This window comes from Bacillus timonensis (genome assembly GCF_000285535.1).
Lineage (GTDB): Bacteria > Bacillota > Bacilli > Bacillales > Bacillaceae_L > Ferdinandcohnia > Ferdinandcohnia timonensis.
The window spans coordinates 458,424-479,964 of record NZ_HE610986.1; the positions used below are offsets into that span (position 1 = coordinate 458,424).

The 21,541-nt window shown below is 38.9% G+C and carries 15 protein-coding genes and 3 pseudogenes; 2 read left to right on the forward strand and 16 right to left on the reverse strand.

The annotated features are described in order from the left end of the window. Positions 1–99: 99 nt before the first annotated feature. The 4 genes from BTHG_RS11035 to BTHG_RS11050 all read right to left on the reverse strand — a co-directional run bounded on the left by BTHG_RS11035 (position 100) and on the right by BTHG_RS11050 (position 6,379). On the reverse strand, positions 100–3,159 hold the full coding sequence (locus tag BTHG_RS11035) for a glycoside hydrolase family 2 TIM barrel-domain containing protein (RefSeq protein ID WP_010676804.1): 3,060 nt from the start codon (positions 3,157–3,159) through the stop codon (positions 100–102). Positions 3,160–3,309: 150 nt separating this feature from the next. Next, positions 3,310–4,131: a carbohydrate ABC transporter permease gene (locus BTHG_RS11040; protein ID WP_010676805.1), complete on the reverse strand. Its 822-nt coding sequence runs from the start codon at positions 4,129–4,131 to the stop codon at positions 3,310–3,312. Next, positions 4,128–5,060, reverse strand: a complete 933-nt coding sequence (locus tag BTHG_RS11045) for a carbohydrate ABC transporter permease (RefSeq protein ID WP_010676806.1) — start codon at positions 5,058–5,060, stop codon at positions 4,128–4,130. The genes BTHG_RS11040 and BTHG_RS11045 overlap by 4 nt, the downstream gene beginning before the upstream one ends. A 77-nt stretch (positions 5,061–5,137) precedes the next feature. Then, a complete protein-coding gene (locus BTHG_RS11050) occupies positions 5,138–6,379 on the reverse strand; it encodes an ABC transporter substrate-binding protein (RefSeq protein ID WP_010676807.1) in 1,242 nt (413 codons plus the stop codon). Between the two features lie 322 nt (positions 6,380–6,701). Between BTHG_RS11050 and BTHG_RS11055 the strand changes: the two genes are divergently transcribed. Next, positions 6,702–7,832 (forward strand): YibE/F family protein, encoded by a 1,131-nt coding sequence (locus tag BTHG_RS11055; protein ID WP_010676808.1) that lies wholly within the window; start codon positions 6,702–6,704, stop codon positions 7,830–7,832. Next, a pseudogene (locus tag BTHG_RS11060) lies at positions 7,829–8,578 on the forward strand (YibE/F family protein); the annotation flags it as partial. The gene BTHG_RS11055 and the pseudogene BTHG_RS11060, both read left to right, overlap by 4 nt. 59 nt (positions 8,579–8,637) lie before the next feature. Here the strand turns inward: BTHG_RS11060 and BTHG_RS27925 are convergent. From BTHG_RS27925 to BTHG_RS27930, 12 genes and pseudogenes are all read right to left on the reverse strand, one after another. Continuing rightward, positions 8,638–9,000 (reverse strand): metal-dependent transcriptional regulator, encoded by a 363-nt coding sequence (locus BTHG_RS27925; protein WP_148361198.1) that lies wholly within the window; start codon positions 8,998–9,000, stop codon positions 8,638–8,640. A 198-nt stretch (positions 9,001–9,198) separates the two neighbouring features. Continuing rightward, a complete protein-coding gene (locus BTHG_RS11070) occupies positions 9,199–10,101 on the reverse strand; it encodes a metal ABC transporter permease (RefSeq protein WP_010676811.1) in 903 nt (300 codons plus the stop codon). Next, positions 10,098–11,011 (reverse strand): annotated as a pseudogene (locus tag BTHG_RS24705) (metal ABC transporter permease). Before BTHG_RS24705 ends, BTHG_RS11070 begins: the two are co-directional and overlap by 4 nt. Continuing rightward, positions 10,995–11,750, reverse strand: coding sequence for a metal ABC transporter ATP-binding protein (locus BTHG_RS11080; RefSeq protein ID WP_010676813.1), 756 nt, complete (start codon positions 11,748–11,750; stop codon positions 10,995–10,997). The pseudogene BTHG_RS24705 and the gene BTHG_RS11080 overlap by 17 nt, the downstream one beginning before the upstream one ends. Further along, complete coding sequence (locus BTHG_RS11085; RefSeq protein WP_010676814.1) at positions 11,750–12,703, reverse strand: metal ABC transporter solute-binding protein, Zn/Mn family; 954 nt, start codon at positions 12,701–12,703, stop codon at positions 11,750–11,752. The genes BTHG_RS11080 and BTHG_RS11085 overlap by 1 nt, the downstream gene beginning before the upstream one ends. Before the next feature lie 253 nt (positions 12,704–12,956). After that, the gene (locus BTHG_RS11090; protein WP_010676815.1) at positions 12,957–14,894 is read right to left on the reverse strand and encodes an ABC transporter permease; all 1,938 of its coding nucleotides are present in this window, start codon (positions 14,892–14,894) and stop codon (positions 12,957–12,959) included. Further along, on the reverse strand, positions 14,891–15,646 hold the full coding sequence (locus tag BTHG_RS11095; RefSeq protein WP_010676816.1) for an ABC transporter ATP-binding protein: 756 nt from the start codon (positions 15,644–15,646) through the stop codon (positions 14,891–14,893). Before BTHG_RS11095 ends, BTHG_RS11090 begins: the two co-directional genes overlap by 4 nt. A 91-nt stretch (positions 15,647–15,737) precedes the next feature. Then, a complete protein-coding gene (locus tag BTHG_RS11100) occupies positions 15,738–16,742 on the reverse strand; it encodes a sensor histidine kinase (protein ID WP_010676817.1) in 1,005 nt (334 codons plus the stop codon). Continuing rightward, positions 16,739–17,431 (reverse strand): response regulator transcription factor, encoded by a 693-nt coding sequence (locus BTHG_RS11105; protein WP_010676818.1) that lies wholly within the window; start codon positions 17,429–17,431, stop codon positions 16,739–16,741. The genes BTHG_RS11100 and BTHG_RS11105 overlap by 4 nt, the downstream gene beginning before the upstream one ends. Positions 17,432–17,742: 311 nt before the next feature. Beyond that, a complete protein-coding gene (locus tag BTHG_RS11115) occupies positions 17,743–18,873 on the reverse strand; it encodes a Ger(x)C family spore germination protein (protein WP_010676819.1) in 1,131 nt (376 codons plus the stop codon). Further along, the gene (locus BTHG_RS11120) at positions 18,870–19,970 is read right to left on the reverse strand and encodes a GerAB/ArcD/ProY family transporter (RefSeq protein ID WP_010676820.1); all 1,101 of its coding nucleotides are present in this window, start codon (positions 19,968–19,970) and stop codon (positions 18,870–18,872) included. The genes BTHG_RS11115 and BTHG_RS11120 overlap by 4 nt, the downstream gene beginning before the upstream one ends. Then, positions 19,967–21,345: pseudogene (locus tag BTHG_RS27930) on the reverse strand (spore germination protein). Before BTHG_RS27930 ends, BTHG_RS11120 begins: the two are co-directional and overlap by 4 nt. Positions 21,346–21,541 lie beyond the last annotated feature (196 nt).

A 21,541-nucleotide genomic window follows, 5' to 3' on the forward strand; every position in this document is an offset into this window, starting at 1 on the left:
TCCCCCTGCTTCAGAGTGTAGTTAAAGTCAGTATTGACTTTATCTACACTAGTTTTTTGATTATCCCAGACATTAAATACTTTCTCTCTAGCTTAACTCTTAGCGCGCTGTAAAAAATTTACTTTCTTCTACTAGATGATCCTTTTCAATCTTTCTTATTTCAAATTGAAGGCGGAAGTCTTCGATAACTGTACGATATGGAGGTAGCTGTTCTTCACCACAACTATTGCTTCCAACACCGCTTTGCTTGTAATCAATCGTCAACACATTGAACGGTGACTTTTTAATATTCCCACGGTGCTTGGCCTCTTCAAGAGCACCCGTTTCATAATCATGAATCGTGAAATCATGCTCCTCTTTAAAATTGATGAGGTAGGTGTGCTCACCTTTGGCGAGAGTTAGGAAAGAGGTGTCACAACGTGCCCCATTTTCCTGCGGGTATACATAGTCGGTATGCATGTCTTGAACGGACTTACGATAAAGTCCAATTGGTTGGCTGCGTTTTGTATCCTGATAGGATTCAGAATCTCCGCGGCCATACCAAGTGACCTGGTTGTAATCCTGATTAAGATGCATTGTTACCCCGATTCGTGGTAGCATGTCTGGAATTTCCTTACCACGTAGCACTTTTTCACCTTTTACGTCAATGTTTAGGGCACCATTTTTCGTCATTCGGTAGTTGTATGTTAGGTGAAAACCCCATGCTTGGTTGACGGTTGATAAGAACTTCGTGACAATGACGTCCACATGCTCTTCGGCCATTTCGTAAGAAACTTCACTAAGGTGTTCTTTTGTATTTTTTAGGAAGTACTTATTCGTCCAGTCATCCTTTTTGTACATGTCATTGTCAATAATCGCTCTCCAAAGCGTTACTTCTGGGCCTTTGTTGATAATTTTTTCCCCTTCAGATTCGAAGTACTCAAGTGTTCCGTACACATTTGAAAAGACAGCTTTGAGCATGTTGTTTTCAATTGTAAGCAGGGTTGCTTCCTCTTCAATCACGAAATCAGATCCAGTCTGTGCAACCACCTTCACTTCTTTATCAACTTTTGTAGAGGCTAATAAGAAGCTTTCTTTTGTAATCTCATGATCTTTTTTCGCGTAAAGAGTGTCTTCAGCTTCACGGTAGCTTAGGTAAATACGAACATCGTCATACTGAGTAGCCTTCTTAAGGTCTACCGGCAAAACGACTTCTGCTACTTCATGTGCTGGGATACTCGGTAACTTGATTTCTTTTTCTTCAATCAGCACACCGAAGGATTTCACTTCAATATGAAGGATGATTCCACTTAGATTTCTAAAATCGTATACGTTCTTCACGTTGATTTTTCCTTCAGCTAGGTCTACTTCTTCAGTTACAATTGGCTCGATTACCTTTTTATATTCGATAAGTCCTGGCGATGGCGTTCGGTCCGGGAACACAAGCCCATCAATACAGAAATTTCCGTTTGTCGGGAAGTCTCCGTAATCCCCGCCATATAGATAGATGGTTTCCCCATTTTCATTGGTTGTTTCGATTCCATGGTCACACCATTCCCAAATGAAGCCACCTTGTAATCGAGGATACTTTCGCATGACCTCTTGGTACTCTGTTAAACCACCAGGGCCGTTCCCCATGGCATGGCCATATTCACATAAAATATGAGGCTTCTTGCCTTCTGCGTCTTTGCCGATTTCTTCAAGTGGTTTTAGGCGAGTGTACATAGTTGTGTAAACATCACTGTATGCAGCAACTCTATCACCCTCGTAATGTACAAGTCTAGTTGAATCAATTGCTTTGATTGCATTGTACATCGCCGTAAAGTTGCGTCCTGCACCAGATTCATTTCCTAGTGACCACATGATCACACTTGGATGATTACGATCTCTTTTTACCATTCTTACAGCACGGTCGACATATTGTTTTTCCCAAAGCTCATTATCAGAAATCCAATTGTAATTACCTGTGTTTTCAAAGCCATGGCACTCAAGGTCCGCTTCATCGATGACGTATAGACCATATTCATCACATAAATCATAAAACACATCATTATTTGGGTAATGTGCTGTCCGAACCGCGTTAATATTATATTGTTTCATCATTTTAATATCTTGAAGCATATCTTCATAGCTTACCGTTCTACCAGTCTTCGGATGTGAATCATGGCGGTTCACCCCGTTAAAGAAAACGCGTTTTCCATTGACCCGAATTTCGTTATCTATAACCTCAATTGCACGGAAGCCAATTCGTAGTGGCACAATTTCCTGGTCACCGTTTGGCAAGCAATATTCAAATTGAAGTTGATAAAGGTTAGGCTCCTCTGCATTCCACAAAAGTGGACTTTCAACGAATCTACTTGTCTCAAATTTACCGCCGACTACTTCAATATCAAATGTATCTACTTTTTCACCTTGATGGTATAGAGTTGCGAATAAACCTTTTACACGATTGGTTAAAAATGCCCCAGCAATTTTCAACGTGAAATGTTCATAGTTTTCATCAGGAAGTGTTTCTACATAGACATCTTGAAGGGTGTCCTTGTTAATTTTAAAAAGCTCCACACTTCTAAAAATTCCGGATAACCACCACATATCCTGGTCTTCAAGGTACGTACCATCAGAAAACTGATAAACTCTTACAGTTAGACGGTTACTACCTTTTTTCAAGTACTCTGTAATATCAAATTCAGACGGTACTCTGGAAACCTTGCTGTAGCCGACATGCTGGCCGTTCACATATAAATCAAATGCAGAGTCCACCCCATTGAATTTTAGAATAAGAGCCTCACCATCTGTTAGCTCGTCCACCATTACTTCTCTAAAATAAATCCCCGTTGGATTTTCCTGTGGTACAAATGGCGGATTGATGGCAAATGGGTACAATACATCTGTATAATGCATGTTTCCATAGCCCTTAATTTGCCAGCTTGACGGTACCTCGATATCGTCTAAACCTTCAATTGTGAAGTCCTCTGCCTCAAATCCTTTTGGTGATAGTTCAGGTGCATCTACAAATAAAAACTTCCACACCCCATCTAGCAATCTATATCCAATACTTTTTTCTCGATTTAATGTTCTTGCTTTCTCTTTTGTATCGTATCTATAAAAATCGGTATGGGCAGGGAGTCTGTTAATCCCCGTCAGTTGGATGTTCTCCCATCTTTTCATCTTTCGTCGCATAATATCTTCCTCCGCATTTCTGTGTTGTAAATCAAATGCGCCATGGCGTATTTGCGCCCAGATTTTTTTCGAACTTGCCTCGAAAAACTACCTATGAAAAATCTGCGGCATCCGCCGAAGGCTGTAACTGTAGTACGCGCTAAAAAATAGTTACTTAATAGAGCCGCTAATTCCTTCAACAATATACTTCTGAGCAAATAGGAATACGAGAACTGGTGGAATAATCATGACTAGTGTAATCGACATAATTGGTAGAATTTGAAGATCATGAATTCCTTTAAACGCTGCAAGTCCTAGTGCCAATGTATATTTTGATTGATCCTGAAGGTAAATTAATGGACCTAAGTAATCGTTCCATACTAATAAAATATTTAATACGGCGATTAAGATAAGGGGGGCCTTCATAATCGGTACGAATATTTTAAAGTAAATCTGGAATTCGTTTGCTCCATCAATTCTCGCGGCATTTTCAAGATCCTTTGGTATATTCATAAGGAATTGTCGTAATAAAAAGATATAGTACGCTGATCCAAAAAACGCTGGGACAATTAGTGGCTTTAAAGTGTTAATCCATCCGAACATATTAAACTCCATATATAACGGAATCATTGTTACGTCCCAAGGAATCATCATTGTTGCAAGTAACAAGATAAAAAGTCCATTTTTATATTTGAAATCATATCTGGCAAAACCGTATGCAACTAAGGAACACGAGATCAACTGTCCTAAAGTGGTCATCACGGTTACGATGACTGAGTTTTTAAAATATGTTCCAAACGGTTGACTGTTCCATGCATCCATAAAGTTTCCCCATTGCGGTACATCTGGGAAAATTTTTGGTGGAAAGCTAAACACTTCAGCCTCTGTTTTTAACGCAGAAAGGATTACCCACACAAATGGTAGTAAGAAGTAAAGTGAAAATAATCCAAGAAGGCTGTACATGATGATTTTATATTTCTTTGACATTCTCATTTTTTCTTCTTCCCTTCTTTTTTCACTTCATTTTCGTAAAATACCCATGTGGATGATGATTTAAAAATTAACATCGTTAAGATTAAAATGACGATGAACATAAACCATGCGTTTGCACTTGCATACCCTAATTCATGATGTTTGAAGGCATTGTTATACACATAAAGTCCGTAGAAATAGGTTGATTTTAATGGACCTCCACCGGTTAAAAGTAAAACAAGTGTTAACTGTTGTAGTGCCGCAATTACCGATGTAATTACGTTGAATAAAATGGTTGGCGTAATACTTGGGATTGTAATGCTGAAAAACTGACGAAACGGGCCCGCCCCATCGATAGCTGCAGCTTCATATAATTCAGGTGGGATTCCTTTTATATCTGTATAAAAGATTAGCATCATCGTTCCGACACCCCAGGCACTCGCAATTACGATTGTCAGGATTGCCCACTTTGGATCAACAAGCCATCTTGGTCCTTCAATGCCAACTAATGAAAGTAAGTAGTTTAAAATTCCGTACTCAGAGTTAAAAATCCAGCCCCAAATTATTGAAATCGCAACTCCGGAAACAACGGCAGGTAAATAGAAAATGGTACGGAAAATTTTAATTCCTCTTAATGGTTGAGTAATGAGGAGTGCTAGAATTAGAGCGATTACTAAGTTTAACGGTACAAAAATCGCGGCAAATTTAAGTGTAATAGTTAAAGACTTATAGAATTGTGGGTCGTCCGTAAACATCGTTTTATAGTTTTCGATTCCCACAAAGCTTGGTGCACTTGTAATTGGCCAATCAAAAAAGCTCATGATTAATGAAAAAGCTAATGGGCCAAGAGTGAACACCAAAAATCCGATGATCCACGGTAAAATAAATAAATAGGGTACTTTCCTACTTACTAGCTGATAGCTATTCGCTTTCTTCGTTATATTTAACATAAGATGACCCCTTAAATCAGAATAAGAAAATAGGGTAAAGCACTTTAACTAACGAAAAGTGCCTTACCATAGGATTTTTACTCAGCAGCACTCTTTAATGCTTCTTTTGGATTCATTTGTGTGCTTGGGTTAAAAATAGACTCAAATACATAGTTTAGATTGTCTGAAACTTGGCTCCAGTCATCCACGATAAAGGAAGCAGGAGTGTAACCTTCACTCTTTTCTAGCATGGAATAGAACACACTCTTAATTTCATCTTCCTGAAGCTTTTCGCTTTCAACTACAGATTTTAGAACCGGTAGTTCGAAATCGATTCTCGCTTTGTTTGCTTCTTCACCCGTCCAGAATTTAATGAACTCAAATGCTTCGTCTTTATGCTTAGAATCTTTCGAAATTGAAATTCCAGACGAACTTAAAATACTTACACTTTGTCCACCCTTAAACTTCGGTAATTCCACTACACCGTAGTCAATTCCAGCTTCTTTTAATGGAGCTAGACCCCATGCGCCATATACAAACATGGCAACTTTACCAGATTTCATTTCAGTTGCCCCAGAACCCTCAGTAGTGATAGCGTAGCCATCCTTCGCCATGTTCTGGAACATATCAAATACTTCAATTGATTCCTTTGAATCAAGATTGCCTTTTAAATTACCTTCTTCATCAACGTAAGAAGCATTATTCCCCCATAAGAACATTTCAAAATCATATGGGTCAGGCTTTCCTGAAAAAGCAAATCCAGATACTTTCGTTTCTTTGTTTGTCAGTTTCTTAGCTGTTTCTTGAAGATCTTCCCAGGTCCAGCCTGCTTTTGGATAGTCAACACCCGCTTCATCAAACAAAGCTTTGTTGTAGTAAACAACATGTGTTGTGTATCCAACTGGTAATCCTAGGATTTGACCATCTGCTGAGTTATAATTCCAGAGAGTTTCATAGAAATTATCTTTGAACTCAGCCCCTTCTTTTTCCATATAAGAATCAAGTGGCTCTAATGCGTCCTTGTATGTTGGATAATTCCACATATACATAATGTCCGGAGCATCCTTTGCACCCATACCCGCTGTAATTTTCGTATCATATTCACTTCCGTAAGCCTCTAAAACTACTTCGATATTCTCGTGAGATTCATTGAATTTATCAATCATTTTCTGCTGTAAGCCAACATCATCACCGACATCCCAGGTTGCAAAGCGAAGTTTCACTTTACCATCTTTCGTAGTGTCGTCACCGCTTTCACTAGATGTCGAGCTACAGCCTGCTAAAAGTAACATTGCTGCGATGAATAATAAGAAAATAGATTTACATTTTACTAGCTTCATAATTGACCTCCTTTTTATATGACATCCTCATTATATTCTGAGTTTTACTAAATGTAAACGTTTTATTATTATTTTTACTAAATATTTTCGTGGTATTTATTTGGTTATTACGTTGTGTTTGGTAAGGTTTTACATGTTTTACATACGTTTAGTAAATTGTAAGATAAAGGTTTCCGTTAAAGGTAAAAAGTGTATAGTTACTTATTAGTTTTAGTAAAATGATTTATTACGTGGTTGGGACGGACAGGTTCGCGGGCGATGAATCTGCCTCTATGCTATACTAGTTTCCATATTGTATTTCGGAGGGGTTTCTTTGAATTCGATGGTGAATTTATATAAAACGATTACTCTTAAACATAAAATATTTTACATATTTATTTTCCTTTGTTTTGTGGCCAGTATTGTGTTTGTCCATAACAATTATTCCTTTTATGAACGTTCGATAGCAAAGGTTATTGAGGTAGAGCTAGAAGATGAGACGGAAATGATGGATGGATTTGAAAACAAAGATTCTTTGTTCAAACAACACATCATTGCGGAAATAAAAAATGGAAAGGAAAAAGGAAACCAAATTCATTTAGTTAATGAATACTCAACCTCAAAAGCATATGATTATGAATTTCATGTTGGGAATGAATTGTTTGTTACCATTGATGCAAATAACGAGGGGAACACAAATTTAACCGGAACGATCCTAGAGGTCAAACGTGATACATTTTTAATGATGGTCGCATGGATCTTTATTTTCATATTACTTTTGGTTGGTAAAAAACAAGGGCTATTTTCTATATTCACGCTTGTAATCAACGCTGTCATTTTATCGTATGCACTTGATCTTTATTTAAACAAACCAGACCGGAGTCTATTATTGATATGTAGTATTGGGATTATTCTGTTCACAGTTATTTCTTTGTTACTCGTTAATGGTCTAAACGAAAAAACATATTCCGCCATTATTGCGACCCTACTGGGAACATTCGTTTCACTAGCCGCTGCCTATCTTGTTATCACGATAACTTCTGGAAATGGTCTGAGGTATGAAGAACTGCAATTTATTACAAGACCATATAAAACAGTATTTATGGCTGGCTTATTTATAGGTTCCTTAGGGGCGGTAATGGATGTAGCCATCACAATGTCCTCTACAATCTTTGGGTTGTATGAAAAAAATAACAACATCCCCGTCAAAGCGCTTGTAAAGTCGGGGATGGAGGTGGGCCGAGATATCATGGGAACGATGACAAATATTTTGTTTTTCGCCTATATTAGTGGCTCTATCCCATTATTAATACTGTATTTTAAAAATGCTTCTCCTCTTGGCTTTACTCTTAACATGAATCTGTCCCTGGAATTAGCTCGTGCACTAGCAGGTGGGATTGGAATTGCCTTAACAATTCCAATAGGTCTATACACGACAATCTTTTTTGTGAACAGAAAGAAGGCAAGAGTATGAATACATTAGTTGTTCTCGCAGCCATTTTATTTATCCTGATGACTCTTATCGGTGGAAAAAAAGGAGTACGGTCATTTTTGGCATTATTCTTCAACTTTGGTGTGCTTCTTATTACGGTTATTTTTATGAATGATCAGAATCTAAATCCAATATACTTAACCCTGTTTGCCTGTGTTGCGATAAGTGGCATTAATCTTTTTTATATAAATGAAGTGAATAGTAAAACAAAAACAGCTTTCATTTCGACGATTATTACAACCGTAATATTACTCTTATTTATTATCGTGGTCACGGACAAGGCTATGATTCAAGGATTTGGGGAAGAAGAAATAGAGGAGCTTGGTATGTTCTCCCTTTATATCGGTGTTGACTTCGTTAAAATTGGGGCTTCCGTCATCATTATGAGTACGATTGGAGCTATTACGGATGCAGCAATTGCAATCTCCTCGCCAATGCGTGAAATCCATTACCACAATCCAAATCTAAGTCGGAAAGAGTTATTCGCTTCGGGGTTAAGCATCGGAAGGGATATCCTTGGAACAAGCGCAAACACGTTATTTTTTGCCTTCTTTGGCGGATATCTCGCCCTGTTCATATGGTTTAAGGATTTATCATATTCAATGGGGGAGGTCGTGAACTCAAAGATTTTTAGTGCCGAAATGATTACAATTCTTATCTCAGGAATTAGTGTTACTCTCGTTATTCCCATTACCGCCTGGATTACGGCCTATATGTTCGTAAAAAAGGATAAGGGGATTTTAGGGACAGGTCCATCTTCCAAATTGAAGCAATGGACCTTTGTCTCCTACTTCTTATTCGTTAGAAACGTATCCAGTTTTTTAATGACGTCACTGCTAATATGTGATTCTACTTTCTTCACTTCCTCCTCTATCTCCTCATCTTTTACATGGATTAAATGAAAGAAACGAGTGAGGACTTCATGATTTAATGCCAATTGCGTTGCTAACCTCTCACCTTTTTCTGTAAGTGTAAGAATCCCGTAACGCTGAAATTCAATAAGGCCCTCTTCTTTTAACTTCTTTGCCATTTTTGATACAGAGGGAACGGAAACATTCAATGACTTCGCTAATTGAGATACACGGGTGTAACCTTCTTCGTTTAAATTTACATATACTTCTAAAAGATATTTTTCCTGCTTAGCGGACATCACGTTTCAACACCACCTTTAGTCAATCGTCTGATTCCAAATAATCGATAGAACAACTACCTATAATTTGTTGAAAGTCGTCTTTATCAATTATTCCTAACGCTTTTAAAATAATGGAGTATTTTAGTATTTTTGAGTTGATTCTTGAACTTCTTTGCATGTTCCACCATCCTTTCTGAATATATGTTTCAGGTCAGGCTATCGTCCAAATTGGGACGATGGCCCTGTCCCTCTGTCCCTTGCAGGGCGTATCCAATTTGAAAGAAGACCGTGTCTCGGTGAGATGAAAAAGCTTATTAAAAAGATGATTCCTGTGGAAAAAGCCATTGAGCCAGAGATGGATGAATCAATCCACAGTGCAAAATAATAACCAAGTACAGCTGAAAACACTCCAAATCCCGCACTTAGAAAAAGCATCACTAGAAGTTTGTCAGTCCAGAGGTAGGCAGCTGCTGCAGGAGCAATAAGCATGGCAACCACCATAATGGCACCAACCGCATCAAATGAAGCAACTGTTGTAACCGATACAAGCGTCATGAATAAATAATGCAACCCAACTACTGGAATTCCGATACTTGCTGCTAGCGCTGAATCAAAAGTAGTTAGTTTCCACTCCTTATAAAAGAGACCGATTACCACAATGACTATGAATAATACAATAAGTAGCATGAGTGTAGCTAAAGGGATATTACCAAGCACGGGAACGGCCACCGTATTCCAAGGAACAAATGAAATTTCTCCCATTAATGCATGTTGAACGTCTAGATGGGCATTTCCTACTTTTGTCGCAATCAGAATAACTCCGATAGCAAAAAGGGTTGTAAATACCAATCCAATGGAGGCATCCTGCCCAACTCCTCTTGAATGAAACCACTGAACAAAATATGTTGTTAAAATACCAGCGACAGCAGCACCAATTACCATGTGTATTCCACTTAAGCTATGGGTAAGTAGGTAAGCTACGACAATACCAAGTAGGACAGTATGGCTAATGGCATCTGCCATCATTGCCATTTTCCGGAGAATTAAGAATACCCCCACAATCCCACAAGAGATACCGACTAGGGACGCTGTAAGGAGGATCCACGCTGTATAAGTCATTGATTTCCCTCCTTTAAATAGGAATTAGAAATCGACAAGTTTTGTACTTCCTTCTTTTTATCTCGTAGCATGATATGTTCAATGACCAATCCTTTTTTTATCCCAAAAAACAAGGATAATAGAAAAATAGTACCTGAGGTTACGACAATAAATGGACCTGTTGGCAAGCTGACACCTAATGCACTTATCGTTGTTCCAACAGCACCCGAGATTCCTCCGAAAATTCCTGCTAACCACATCATGGTTTTAAAGGAATGCGTCCAGTATCGTGCACTGACAGGAGGAATGATAAGTAGTGCGGACATTAGAATCACACCTACAGCCTGTATTCCCACAACAACCGTAAGAACTAGCAACATTAAATAAATGAAATTCATTCCTTTTATCGATAGTTTCAGACCCTTTGCAAAATCAGGGTCAAAGAGGAATAGCTTCCATTCTTTAAAGCCGATAACAACAATCAAAATCACAGCTACTGCAAGGACAGACATTGTCATAACATCGGAAGAAACCATTGAGGCTGCCTGCCCAAATATAAAATGATTCAACCCTGCTTGATTGCCTTCACTACTCTGATTGACAAGCGTAAGCAGGACAATTCCTCCACCGAAAAATACCGCTAGTATCATCCCCATTGCTGTATCTTCAGTTATCCGAGTATTTGATTTGATAAACATAATACATAATGCTCCAACTAAAGCACTAAAAGCAGCACCTATAATTAATACATGCAAATCCTTCACTTGGAAGAGTAGAAACGCTACCACAACACCAGGAAGAGCTGCATGTGAGAGAGCATCACTCATGAGACTTTGTTTTTCCAATAAGCCAAGCAACCCACCAAACCAGCAGCGATTCCTAGGAGCAGTGTGCTAAACAGTACCCATTGAAAGTTACTTGAGAGTAGCATCGACAAGGCCGCTCCCCCCTTTTAACCAACGAACAGCTCCACCGTAAGCTTTTTCAATATTAGTTGTTGTGAAGGTTGAAGGAACATCCCCATGTGCGATAACCGTTCGATTTAAAAATAAAACTTGATCAAAATAGTCTTCCACCGTTTGTAAGTCATGGTGAACAACGAGTACGGTTCTTCCTTCGTTTTTTAACTCTTTCAAAATGGTCATGATGGCTTTCTCTGTAGCAGCATCGACACCTGCAAGTGGTTCATCCATGAAGTACAAATCAGCATCTTGAATCAATGCTCTTGCTAAGAATACCCGTTGTTGCTGCCCACCCGACAATTCACTAATCTGTCGGTTCGCATAATCAGCCATCCCCACTTTATCCAAAGCCTCAAGGGCCTTTTCTTTATGACGTTTATTTGGCCATTTCACCCAACCTATTTGTCCGTACATTCCCATCATGACAACATCTAATGCATCTGTAGGAAAGTCCCAATCCACAGATCCCCGTTGTGGTACGTAACCTACCTTTGCTTTTACCTTTTTTAAAGATGTACCGAAGAAAGAAGCTGTACCTGATAAACGAGGATGAAGTTCCAACAATACCTTGATTAAGGTTGATTTCCCAGCACCATTTGGTCCAACGATACTAGTAAGTGACCCCTGCTTGATTAAAAATGATACATCATGTAGCACTGTATTTTTACGATAAGCTGCACTAAGCCCATCCACATGAAGAACATCCATTATTTAACACTCCTTGTAAGTCCATCGTATACTGTATTTACATTGTGACGATACATACCTAAATAGGTCCCTTCCTCTGTTCCCGCTTTACCCATTGCATCCGAGAAAAGCTCACCGCCTAATGTTACGTCTAAGCCCTTTTTTGCTGCGCCTTCAATAACTGCATTAATCGAGTTTTGATTGATGCTGGTTTCTACAAAGACTGAAGGTATCTTATTTTCAAGCAACAAATCCACTGTTGACTGAATGTCAGATATCCCGACCTCGTCTTCAGTACTTAGTCCTTGTAGGCCTACAACCTCAATGTCATACATGCGGCCGAAATATCCAAATGCATCATGTGCAGTGACAAGGACACGTTGTTCTTTTGGAATTTTCGACATTTTACTTGTCGCTTCTGCCTTTAATTCATCTATTTTTTTGAAATATGCTTGCTTGTTTTCTTCGAAATAGCTAGCATTTTCAGGAGAATACTGTTTTAATTCTTCGGTTGCACTTTCTAATGCATCCTTCCAAATATCCAGGTCAAACCAAATATGTGGGTCGATTGCACCTCCTTCATCCTTCAATAGTCGCTCCTTACCGATTGAGTCTCCGATTGCAAGTATCGGTTTTGATTCTCTTAGTTTCACGAATATCTCTCCCATTCTCCCTTCAAGGTTTAAGCCACTGTAAAAAATAATGTCTGCATTTTGGAGCTTTGAGATATCACCTTGTGTTGCTTGGTACAAATGCGGATCGACTCCTGGTCCCATCAGGCTTGTTACGTTTACACGGTCACCGCCTATGATTTGCATCGGTTCACCAATTTGAGCAATCGTCGTGACAACTTCAATGGATTCATCTGTTGCCCCTTCAGTCGTTTGAGTTGTCGAATTAGCACATCCCATTAAAAACACGGTTATGACAAATCCTAAAACAAAGAATTCAAAAGCAGTTCTTCTTTTTTTCACTTTTAATCCTCCTTGGTCTAATGAAGAAATGTTGCTCTAGGGAAACTTTTTGAGTAAAAAAATTTATGGTTTTTTACAAGCGCTAAAATGTTTCCTTAAGGAAAGATTAATTCCTACAAGCAAGTCTTGTCAAGTGTTTTTTAAAAAGACTAAAAATTCTTTTGATTAGGAACTACCTGTTGTACTTAAATTAGGTCTGATATGATACAACCTGAAAAAAGCCGATTTCCCCCTTAGGAAACCGGCACGCTTTCTACAATGCTTCTTTTATCAATTTTTTATAATACATCACCGATAGAATACCGAAGATAGAGTAGAGCAAGGTATAAAATACCATGACGATGATCATCGGTGTCCATAGTTCGGTTCCGAAGAAGAACCAGCCAGATTTAACCGCAAAGTAGCTATGACACAATCCAACGATTAATGGAATGCCGAAGTTAAACAATTGTTTTGCTTTGATTCCATTTACCAAATCATTTCTCGTGAATCCTAATTTTCGAAGAATGGTGTAATTCCCTTTTTCCTCTTCGCCTTCATCCATTTGTTTGAAATAGAGAATACAGCCAGATGTAATTAAGAAAGTTAATCCGAGAAATCCAACGATAAACATCATTAAGCCCATGTTCACTTTTTGCATCGTAAATGAATCGAGCTGTGATTCATGTCCTGCCCATTGTCCAAGGTCTAAATCATTAAAGATTTGATTCGCTTCTTTTAATTCTGAACGTTTCTCAATATCCACTCCGATATAGACAGGAAACTCATTTTCCACTTCTGGGTCAGCATCTGCAACTAATTGCTGATAAATCGAATCATCAATGACTGCAACAGGAAATCCGCCACCCGTTAACCGTAATGGAATCAAGCGTTTATTTTCATATTTTATAAAATTTAACTCGAACGATTTGGTTTTTCCGGACATTGTAAATGTACCTTCTTTAAAGGTAAAAAAGGCTTGTAAAGCTGCATTGCTATTGACGAACACAGAGTCATTTTCACCAACATCAATATCCTCAACAAATCGATCCGATACAACCGTCATTGGAGCTGTAAGGTCCAGCATATCTGTTTGTTCGATTTCTAATACATTCGACAAATCGGTTTTCGCGGTCATCAACTCAATTTCTGTTCTCGTAAAGCCAATTTGCTTAGCGTCCAGCATCTCTGTAAATTGTTTCGCGCGTTCCTCATTTGGAATCGAAAAGTCATTCACCACAGCTTCTCCCGCTGCTTTTTCTGCTGAGTAATACGAAATATAGGTGAGTGATAACAATCCAAGTGATAAGGCGGATACAGTGGTAATCACGGTTAGCAACACCGAATTTGATTTCATTCGGAACATGATAGAGGATAAGGACAACACTTTATTGACCGACAGATATCCGTTATCCTTTTTACGAATCAGATTAAAAATAAACCGGATAGAACCCTTGTAAAAGAAATACGTTCCGATAATCACAGATGCTAGGATTACGACCATGATGGTAAACATTTGTTCCATCATCTTGAACTGACCAGAAAACAATTCCGTTGATAAATAGTAGCCAAAGATAATCAGTGCAAGCCCAAGTATCCCCATGATGACTTCGAGGACAGAGACCTTCCGTTTTCTATCTTCTGTTGTCGAAGTCGTATGAAACAAGGATAAAATTTGTTGCCTTTTAATAAACAACGCGTTCAACACCATGATAACAACATAAATGGCCACAAACACAATCACCGTTTGCACGAGTGCTTCCGTAGAAAAGCGAAGCCCCGCAACTTCTTCAATCCCAATGATTTTTAACAGAATCATCATGACGAGTTTAGACGAAACAAATCCAAGAAAAATCCCAATCATCATCGAGCCGAAATACAGAATCATGTTTTCGACACTTAAAATCCAAAACGTTTTCCCTTTTGAGATTCCGACTAGTTGGAACAACCCAATTTCCTTACCACGACGCTTAATAAATAAGGTATTGGCATAGACAAGGAAAACCATGACGATGCCGATTAACATGACGGACGCAGCTTTAATCGCGGCACCGCCTTTGACCGTACCCTCCATTTCATCCATAGAGGGGTCATACTGCAGCGTCACAAAAGCAAAATACAAAGCAACACTAAAAATAAGCGCAAACACATATAAATAATAGTTTTTGATGTTCTTTACTAGATTTCGAAAGATGAGGCTTTTAAAGCTCATGCTCCCACCCCACCTAACACAGCTTGCGTCTTAATGATGTCGTTGAAAAATTCCTGTCTGCTCTCCTCACCACGATTTAATTTCGTGAAGATTTGTCCGTCCCTGATAAAAATGACGCGACTGCAGTAGCTGGCTGCTTGTGGGTCATGGGTAACCATCACTATCGTCGCTTCCCGTTTTTCGTTTAAGTCACTTAGTTTGTTAAGTAAATCTGAGGCAGATTTTGAATCGAGCGCCCCTGTTGGTTCATCCGCAAAAATAATACTTGGCTCATGAACGAAAGCACGTGCAGCCGATGTCCTTTGCTTTTGACCACCTGAGATTTCATTCGGATACTTATCCTTGACCTCAAAGATTCCTAATTCCTTTGCTACATCTTCAAACATGATTTGCGCAGCTCTAGGGGAAATTTTATTCACTGTCAGTGGTAGCATAATATTTTCTTTTACCGTTAGTGTATCTAATAGATGATATTCTTGAAAAATAAATCCAAGGTGACGTTTGCGAAACTCCGCAAGTTCCTTATCTTTCATGCTCGTGAATTCCTTACCTTCTACCTTAATCGACCCTGAACTTACACGGTCAATCGATGAAAGGACATTAAGCAAGGTTGTTTTACCAGAGCCTGAAGGACCCATAATCCCCACAAACTCACCCTTTTTGACTTCAATATCAATTCCTTTTAACACATCTTGACGATTCCATTTATTTCCGTATGTTTTTATCAGTTTATTAGCCTCTAAAATATTCAATCTTATCCACTCCTTATCTCTATCATAGACTCAGATTGGTATCTTTTCCTTCGAATCAACGAACAAAACATGAAAGCATGTGACACTTTTGTCACATGCTTGTGAGTGTAAGAAAATCATTTTTCTTTGGAAAGGTTAAGGTGAAAATCGTACCCTCTCCATAATTCGATTGGACATCGATTCGGACTTTTAACGGTTTGGCCGCATTCTTTGTTAGGTAGAGGCCCATGCCAGTTGCGGCATGATCCCGATGGTCAGTTGTAGATGTGAAGCCTTTTTCAAAAATCCGTGGAAGGTCTTTCTCCTTTATTCCACGCCCATAATCCTGGATCTCCAGGACAACTTGGCCATTTTTTTGATAGCTACGAATGGCGATATCGGCCTTTTCACTGTACTTCACTGCATTGGTTATGAGTTGGCGTAAAATAAATTGTAGCCATTTTCCATCGGAGTATACCTCACTAGCCTTTAGCGACAAATCAAACCCGATTCCTTTTTGAAAGCACCATGTTTTTAATGATTGGATTTCTGGAATCAGTAGTTTTTCCAAATCAATTTTTTCGATAAACAGGTCGTTTTCCATGAAAGGCAGCCGCCTCTGGTGCAATTGTTGGTCAAGAAGCAAGTGAACCCGAAGCCATTCAGACATGAGTTGTTCTTTTAACGTGTGGTCTTCCACTCGATCAATCATTAATTTCATCGTCGTGAGTGGGGTCTTTACTTCATGAATCCAGGATAATAATTCATCTTTTTCCTGCTCGACACTTGTTACGTGACGGCTGATTTCCTTTTTATAAAAACGGTGTTGTCCAGAGATTGTGCTCTCTACCATTTTTTCAAAAGGGCTCTTTCCTTCTTTTAGACTATCCACACCGACATTCGGGTCCCATTCCATTATATGGTTATAAAAAGAAACTTCTCGATTGTAACGAACGATCAAGAATAAAACGAAAATGATGAAAAAAACAAAGACTATATAGAGCATCGAACGAAATGAAAGGGACGGATCAAGGTATCCAATCAGTAGAATTAACAGCTGGAAGGAGAAGAATAATAGAATCCAACTTCGTCGCTCGATTAAAAACTGTTTGATCATTCGTTTTCCTCTTCCCTCGCCATATAGCCTTGCCCGACTTTCGTTTCTATATATTGGCCAAGTCCAATTTCTTCGAGTCGTTTTCGGAGGCGATTAACGTTCACGGTTAGCGTGTTGTCGCTCACAAACCGTTCGTCGTCCCATAAGCTTTTGATGAGCTCCTCGCGGCTGACGATTCGGTTCACATGTTCAATTAGGATTTTTAATATGTACATTTCATTTTTCGTTAATTCTATGGTCCCAGCTTTATTTTGCACGGTATTTTTCACGTAATCAACAGAAGCGCCATTCCAAATTTTTAAGTGAATTTGCTGCTCAAGGCTATAATTGTAGACCCGTCTCAGTACAGCTTGAATCTTCGCAATGAGGACATCGAAATGAAACGGCTTCTGGACAAAGTCATCGGCACCAAGCTGCATCGACATTACCATATCAGTCGGATGGTCCCTTGATGACAGAAAAATAATCGGGACCTTGGAGTGCGTCCGAATCATCCGACACCAGTGGAAGCCATCAAACTTCGGCAACTGAATATCGATGATAACCAGGTCTGGCTGAATCGCCGTAAACTCCTTCATCACATTGCTAAAATCCCGAATGCCATACACATCATACGACCATTGAGTCAACCGCTCCCGAATCTCGTTATATAATGTTACATCATCTTCAATCAACAAAATCTTAAACACAGTACCACCATTTCTTTCTGGGTAAAGGGTAACATCTCCGTCCCACTAATTTTTGGTAAGAAAACCTCGTAATCAGGTTCTACCTTTTGCATAAATCATACCATAAAATGCCAAAGGAGGCCTGAATAAATATGGATGTTGGCTGCTTATGAAAGGGTGTTTCCCTCTGGCCCCAGGCTTCTTAGGGAGGTTGTGGTTTGGGGCGGGTTTTGTCAGGGCTGAGCCAGGAGAACCGTCCCTGCGGTACCTGTTGTTGTGGGGTGGTTTTCGCCCCGGTGGAACCAGGAGAACCGTCCCTGCGGTACCTGTGGTTACTTACTGGTTTCGTTGACTGTGCCCATGCCTTTGATTTCGACTTCTACGGATATGTTGATATTGGCTTGTGATAGTGCTTCGCCCCAGTTATCTTGGACTTTTTTGAAATGTTCGTACTCATAGGCTCTGGCGTAGACTCCAAATCCGATTGGATCAATTTTATGACTTTGGATTTTCTTAAATAGTTTCTCATATTCCGATTTCAACCGTTCTTCAATGATTTCCTTGATTTTCTCTTCATTTGATTTCATATCCATGGATAATAGACTTTCAAGAATCAAAATGGACATGGAGACTTTGACATCAAATGTAACCTTGTCCATATCGTACGATGTTTTAATTTTGGACTTCACATTTGTCACTTCAAAACTTAGGTCATGCTTATGAAAGATCCCATCCTCTTTATCAGTCGGTATTGTGATGGTTGTGTAACTAATTGGGTGTTTCTGATTATTCTTTAAGAAGAGGAATAACGTGGATTCTGATAAATCAAGAGAATCCACATATTTTCCTCGATCATTAAGTAACACGGTTCCTGTTACTTCAACCCGTTTATCCTTTTTCACATGAGATAAAGCTGGGGTCACTCCCTTATCATAAATCTCCGAATGAAGCAGTTGGAGAGTCCCTTTTGCCGTCCTTGTTCGTTTATGATTTTTATCGATGACATTCTTCAAATACATCACAAGATACGCATTGCTTTTTGGCTCATAGTTGATAACGTCAGATACATTCCCTTCCACAACGACAACTCTTGTATTAAGCGAAAAATTACTGTTCCTGTACAAGGTGTCTAATATCGGAAACCAATCTTCATGTTCCACAACCTTTTTTCCCAATAAAAGGACCTGGATTTTCGCACCTGAAACCTCGCCACTTTCTACTGTATCAAAATACTTCTTAGAATCCCGTATCGTATCCGCTTTTGTCTGATATGTCTCCGTTTGAACCTTTGCCCCCTTATTAAATACTGGGCTGGACTCATAAAAGATGAGGTTATTGTCTTCATCAAGATCAATCCCTAAAATGAAGACAATCGTCGTATCCTCTAAAGGAACTTGGTACCCACAACTAGTGAGCATCATTAAAAGTGGAAGGATCATAAAAATCTCGAACCAACGTTTCATTTCAAGCTCCTCCTTTTAAAAAGGCCACGTATGAGGATATATCCCCCTAAACAAACAGGGAAAGCGTACGTAAAGAGGAAACTTAGGGTCTCTAATTCCTTACGCCATATCAAACTAATATGTACGGAAGGAGGTAACAAAAACACGTAAATCACACTACATACCAGTAACCAAAATAGCGGTTTTGTATGTTCCTCTTTACCAAATACCCAACTTGTACTAAACACAGATACAAACATAAGCGGGAGGACTTTTGTAGACATCACAAATATATATAATGCGAACAATACAATCTCTAATCGTTCGATAAATGTAAGCTCAATGACCTTCAAGATGGTAATGGTTGGTTCATTAAACTTTGCAATTTCATCAGGACTAAATACCACGAATGCCACAAGCGTAATCAACAAATAGGCAAACATTGTAATGGTATTCGCAATGACAATTCCAAGTGATGCGAACTCCTTCTTTTGTAAATAAGGATATAGGAAAAAGGCGATATCAAATCCAACATATGTAATAATGGTTATTTTTACAGTTTTAATGACAGGATACCAACCTTCTTTTAGTAAAGGAAGTAGATTTAGAAATTGGGCATTTTTTAAAGAAAACATATAAAAGAAAATAATCCAAATCGTCATAAAAAAAACGAATACCGAATATCTGGCTAGAATTTGAATATTGTTACGGACCAATAAATATGATGGGATAGCTAACAAAATCACGAGTAATGTGATGGATGCTCGAGGTAAGACCCAAGCTTGTATAAACATCGCTTCAGTAATAAACGAGTAGAGGCCTAAAAGACCAAAATACACGGCCAAGATTACCCCACCCACTTTACCTACCCACTTACCAAAGTAATATGTCAACACATCAAGAATCGTTCCATTCGGATGCTTTTTCATAATTTGAATAATAAGTAAACTAGTACCTGTTGCAATGAACCACCCTAAAATAATGCCAATCCACCCATCAGTCCCCGCCTTTTCCGCTAATTCTCGAGGTAAGGTAAGAACGCCAACCCCAATCTGTACACCATGAATTAATAAAATGAACTGGAGCAATGTGATTTGTTTCCCTTGAACATTCATCATTTTTTGTCACCCTTTGGACGACTAGAGTCGGCCCTTCTTAATTGAATGGCCATCGAACTAACCGGACGTTTGAGGATAGACCATTGCGGGAATCGAATAAACAAATCCTTCCAGTCCTGAAATCGCAAGGGTGAAACTGGACTAGCATAGGAAATTCCAAGCGATTTTAACTCAATAAGATGGATGATTAATATCATTAAACCTACACTTAATCCAACAAAACCGAATAATGAGGCCATAATCATCATTGGAAAACGGATGAGCCTGACGGAGGCTCCCATTTGATAATTTGGGATAATAAAGGAAGCAACGGCTGTTAACGCGACAACAATGACCATAATATTGCTGACGATCCCTGCCTGTACTGCTGCCTGTCCAATGACAATACCTCCAACGATTCCGATGGTTTGCCCAATTTTTGCTGGTAATCGAATTCCAGCCTCACGTAGCATCTCCAGGGCAATCTCCATTATTAATGCTTCAATGAAAGGAGGAAATGGCACCTTTTCCCTCGACACCCCAATAGACATAAGCAGTTTCAATGGAATGACCTCGAAATGAAACGCAATAACCGCGATATACGTTGCCGGTAAAAAGATAGCCATAAAAAAACCCACATACCTTAACAGTCGGATAAAAGAAGCGACCAACCAACGTGCAGTATAATCATCCATGCTTTTAAAAAAGGAAAAAAATTCGCTGGGGCCATTAAGACATTGGGTGCTCCATCCACCACTATCACAATTCTTCCCGCCAAAATTTCCAAAGCTGCAAAATCAGTACGCTCTGTTAAGTGAAATTGCGGGAATGGCGAATAGGGATTATCCTCAATATACTCTTGTAATACGACACAATTTGTAATACTATCAACCTTCATTTTTTTAAGACGGGTTTCAAGTTCCTTAATCAAATCTGGGTCAGCAACATCATCTAAATATAAAAGGGAGACCTTTGTTTTCCCTCTCTCACCAATGATGCATTCTTTTATTTTCAAATTTTGATTCTTAATATGCTTTCGTAGAAGTGCAATATTTTTACTTCCAGACTCCGTAAATCCGATATGTTCTGCATACACAGAGGACTCAATCGGGGTATCTTCAATGGAACGTTCCGGCCATTTTCCAGTATCTAAAAGAAAAGACACTTGGGATTGTTCCACAAATAAGACACTCTTCCCCTGTAAAATTCCGTCTGTGATTTGTGACCATGTATTTACTTCCTTGATTTGGCCAATTGATATCTTTGGTGTAGGATTCTCATTTTCCTGATCAACCTTGAATAACAATGGCCGTAACACATGCTCATTGATTATCGTAGGATCGGTGAGTTCATTGATATAGACGAGTGCAGCTTTTCCCTTTGTTTGGTTAATCACAAGGTTTGTTACAACCAAATCAGGCGTTTTATTGAAAATGCTTTGTATTTCAGCAAGATTCTCTTCTAGCTGCAAGCTAATCAGTTTCTCTTGAGGAGCTGAATTTTCATTACAATATGATGGCTGCTGCTGAATTTCCTTCTTATTTTTTTAAAAAAAGACATACTAAAACCCACCTACTATTTGATAGTTTAGT

Coding starts and splice junctions, on each gene's coding strand:
- BTHG_RS11035 (WP_010676804.1), bottom strand. CDS start 3,159: ATGCGACGAAAGATGAAAAGATGGGAGAACATCCAACTGACGGGGATT.
- BTHG_RS11040 (WP_010676805.1), bottom strand. CDS start 4,131: ATGAGAATGTCAAAGAAATATAAAATCATCATGTACAGCCTTCTTGGA.
- BTHG_RS11045 (WP_010676806.1), bottom strand. CDS start 5,060: ATGTTAAATATAACGAAGAAAGCGAATAGCTATCAGCTAGTAAGTAGG.
- BTHG_RS11050 (WP_010676807.1), bottom strand. CDS start 6,379: ATGAAGCTAGTAAAATGTAAATCTATTTTCTTATTATTCATCGCAGCA.
- BTHG_RS11055 (WP_010676808.1), top strand. CDS start 6,702: ATGGTGAATTTATATAAAACGATTACTCTTAAACATAAAATATTTTAC.
- BTHG_RS27925 (WP_148361198.1), bottom strand. CDS start 9,000: ATGTCCGCTAAGCAGGAAAAATATCTTTTAGAAGTATATGTAAATTTA.
- BTHG_RS11070 (WP_010676811.1), bottom strand. CDS start 10,101: ATGACTTATACAGCGTGGATCCTCCTTACAGCGTCCCTAGTCGGTATC.
- BTHG_RS11080 (WP_010676813.1), bottom strand. CDS start 11,750: ATGGATGTTCTTCATGTGGATGGGCTTAGTGCAGCTTATCGTAAAAAT.
- BTHG_RS11090 (WP_010676815.1), bottom strand. CDS start 14,894: ATGAGCTTTAAAAGCCTCATCTTTCGAAATCTAGTAAAGAACATCAAA.
- BTHG_RS11100 (WP_010676817.1), bottom strand. CDS start 16,742: ATGATCAAACAGTTTTTAATCGAGCGACGAAGTTGGATTCTATTATTC.
- BTHG_RS11115 (WP_010676819.1), bottom strand. CDS start 18,873: ATGAAACGTTGGTTCGAGATTTTTATGATCCTTCCACTTTTAATGATG.
- BTHG_RS11120 (WP_010676820.1), bottom strand. CDS start 19,970: ATGATGAATGTTCAAGGGAAACAAATCACATTGCTCCAGTTCATTTTA.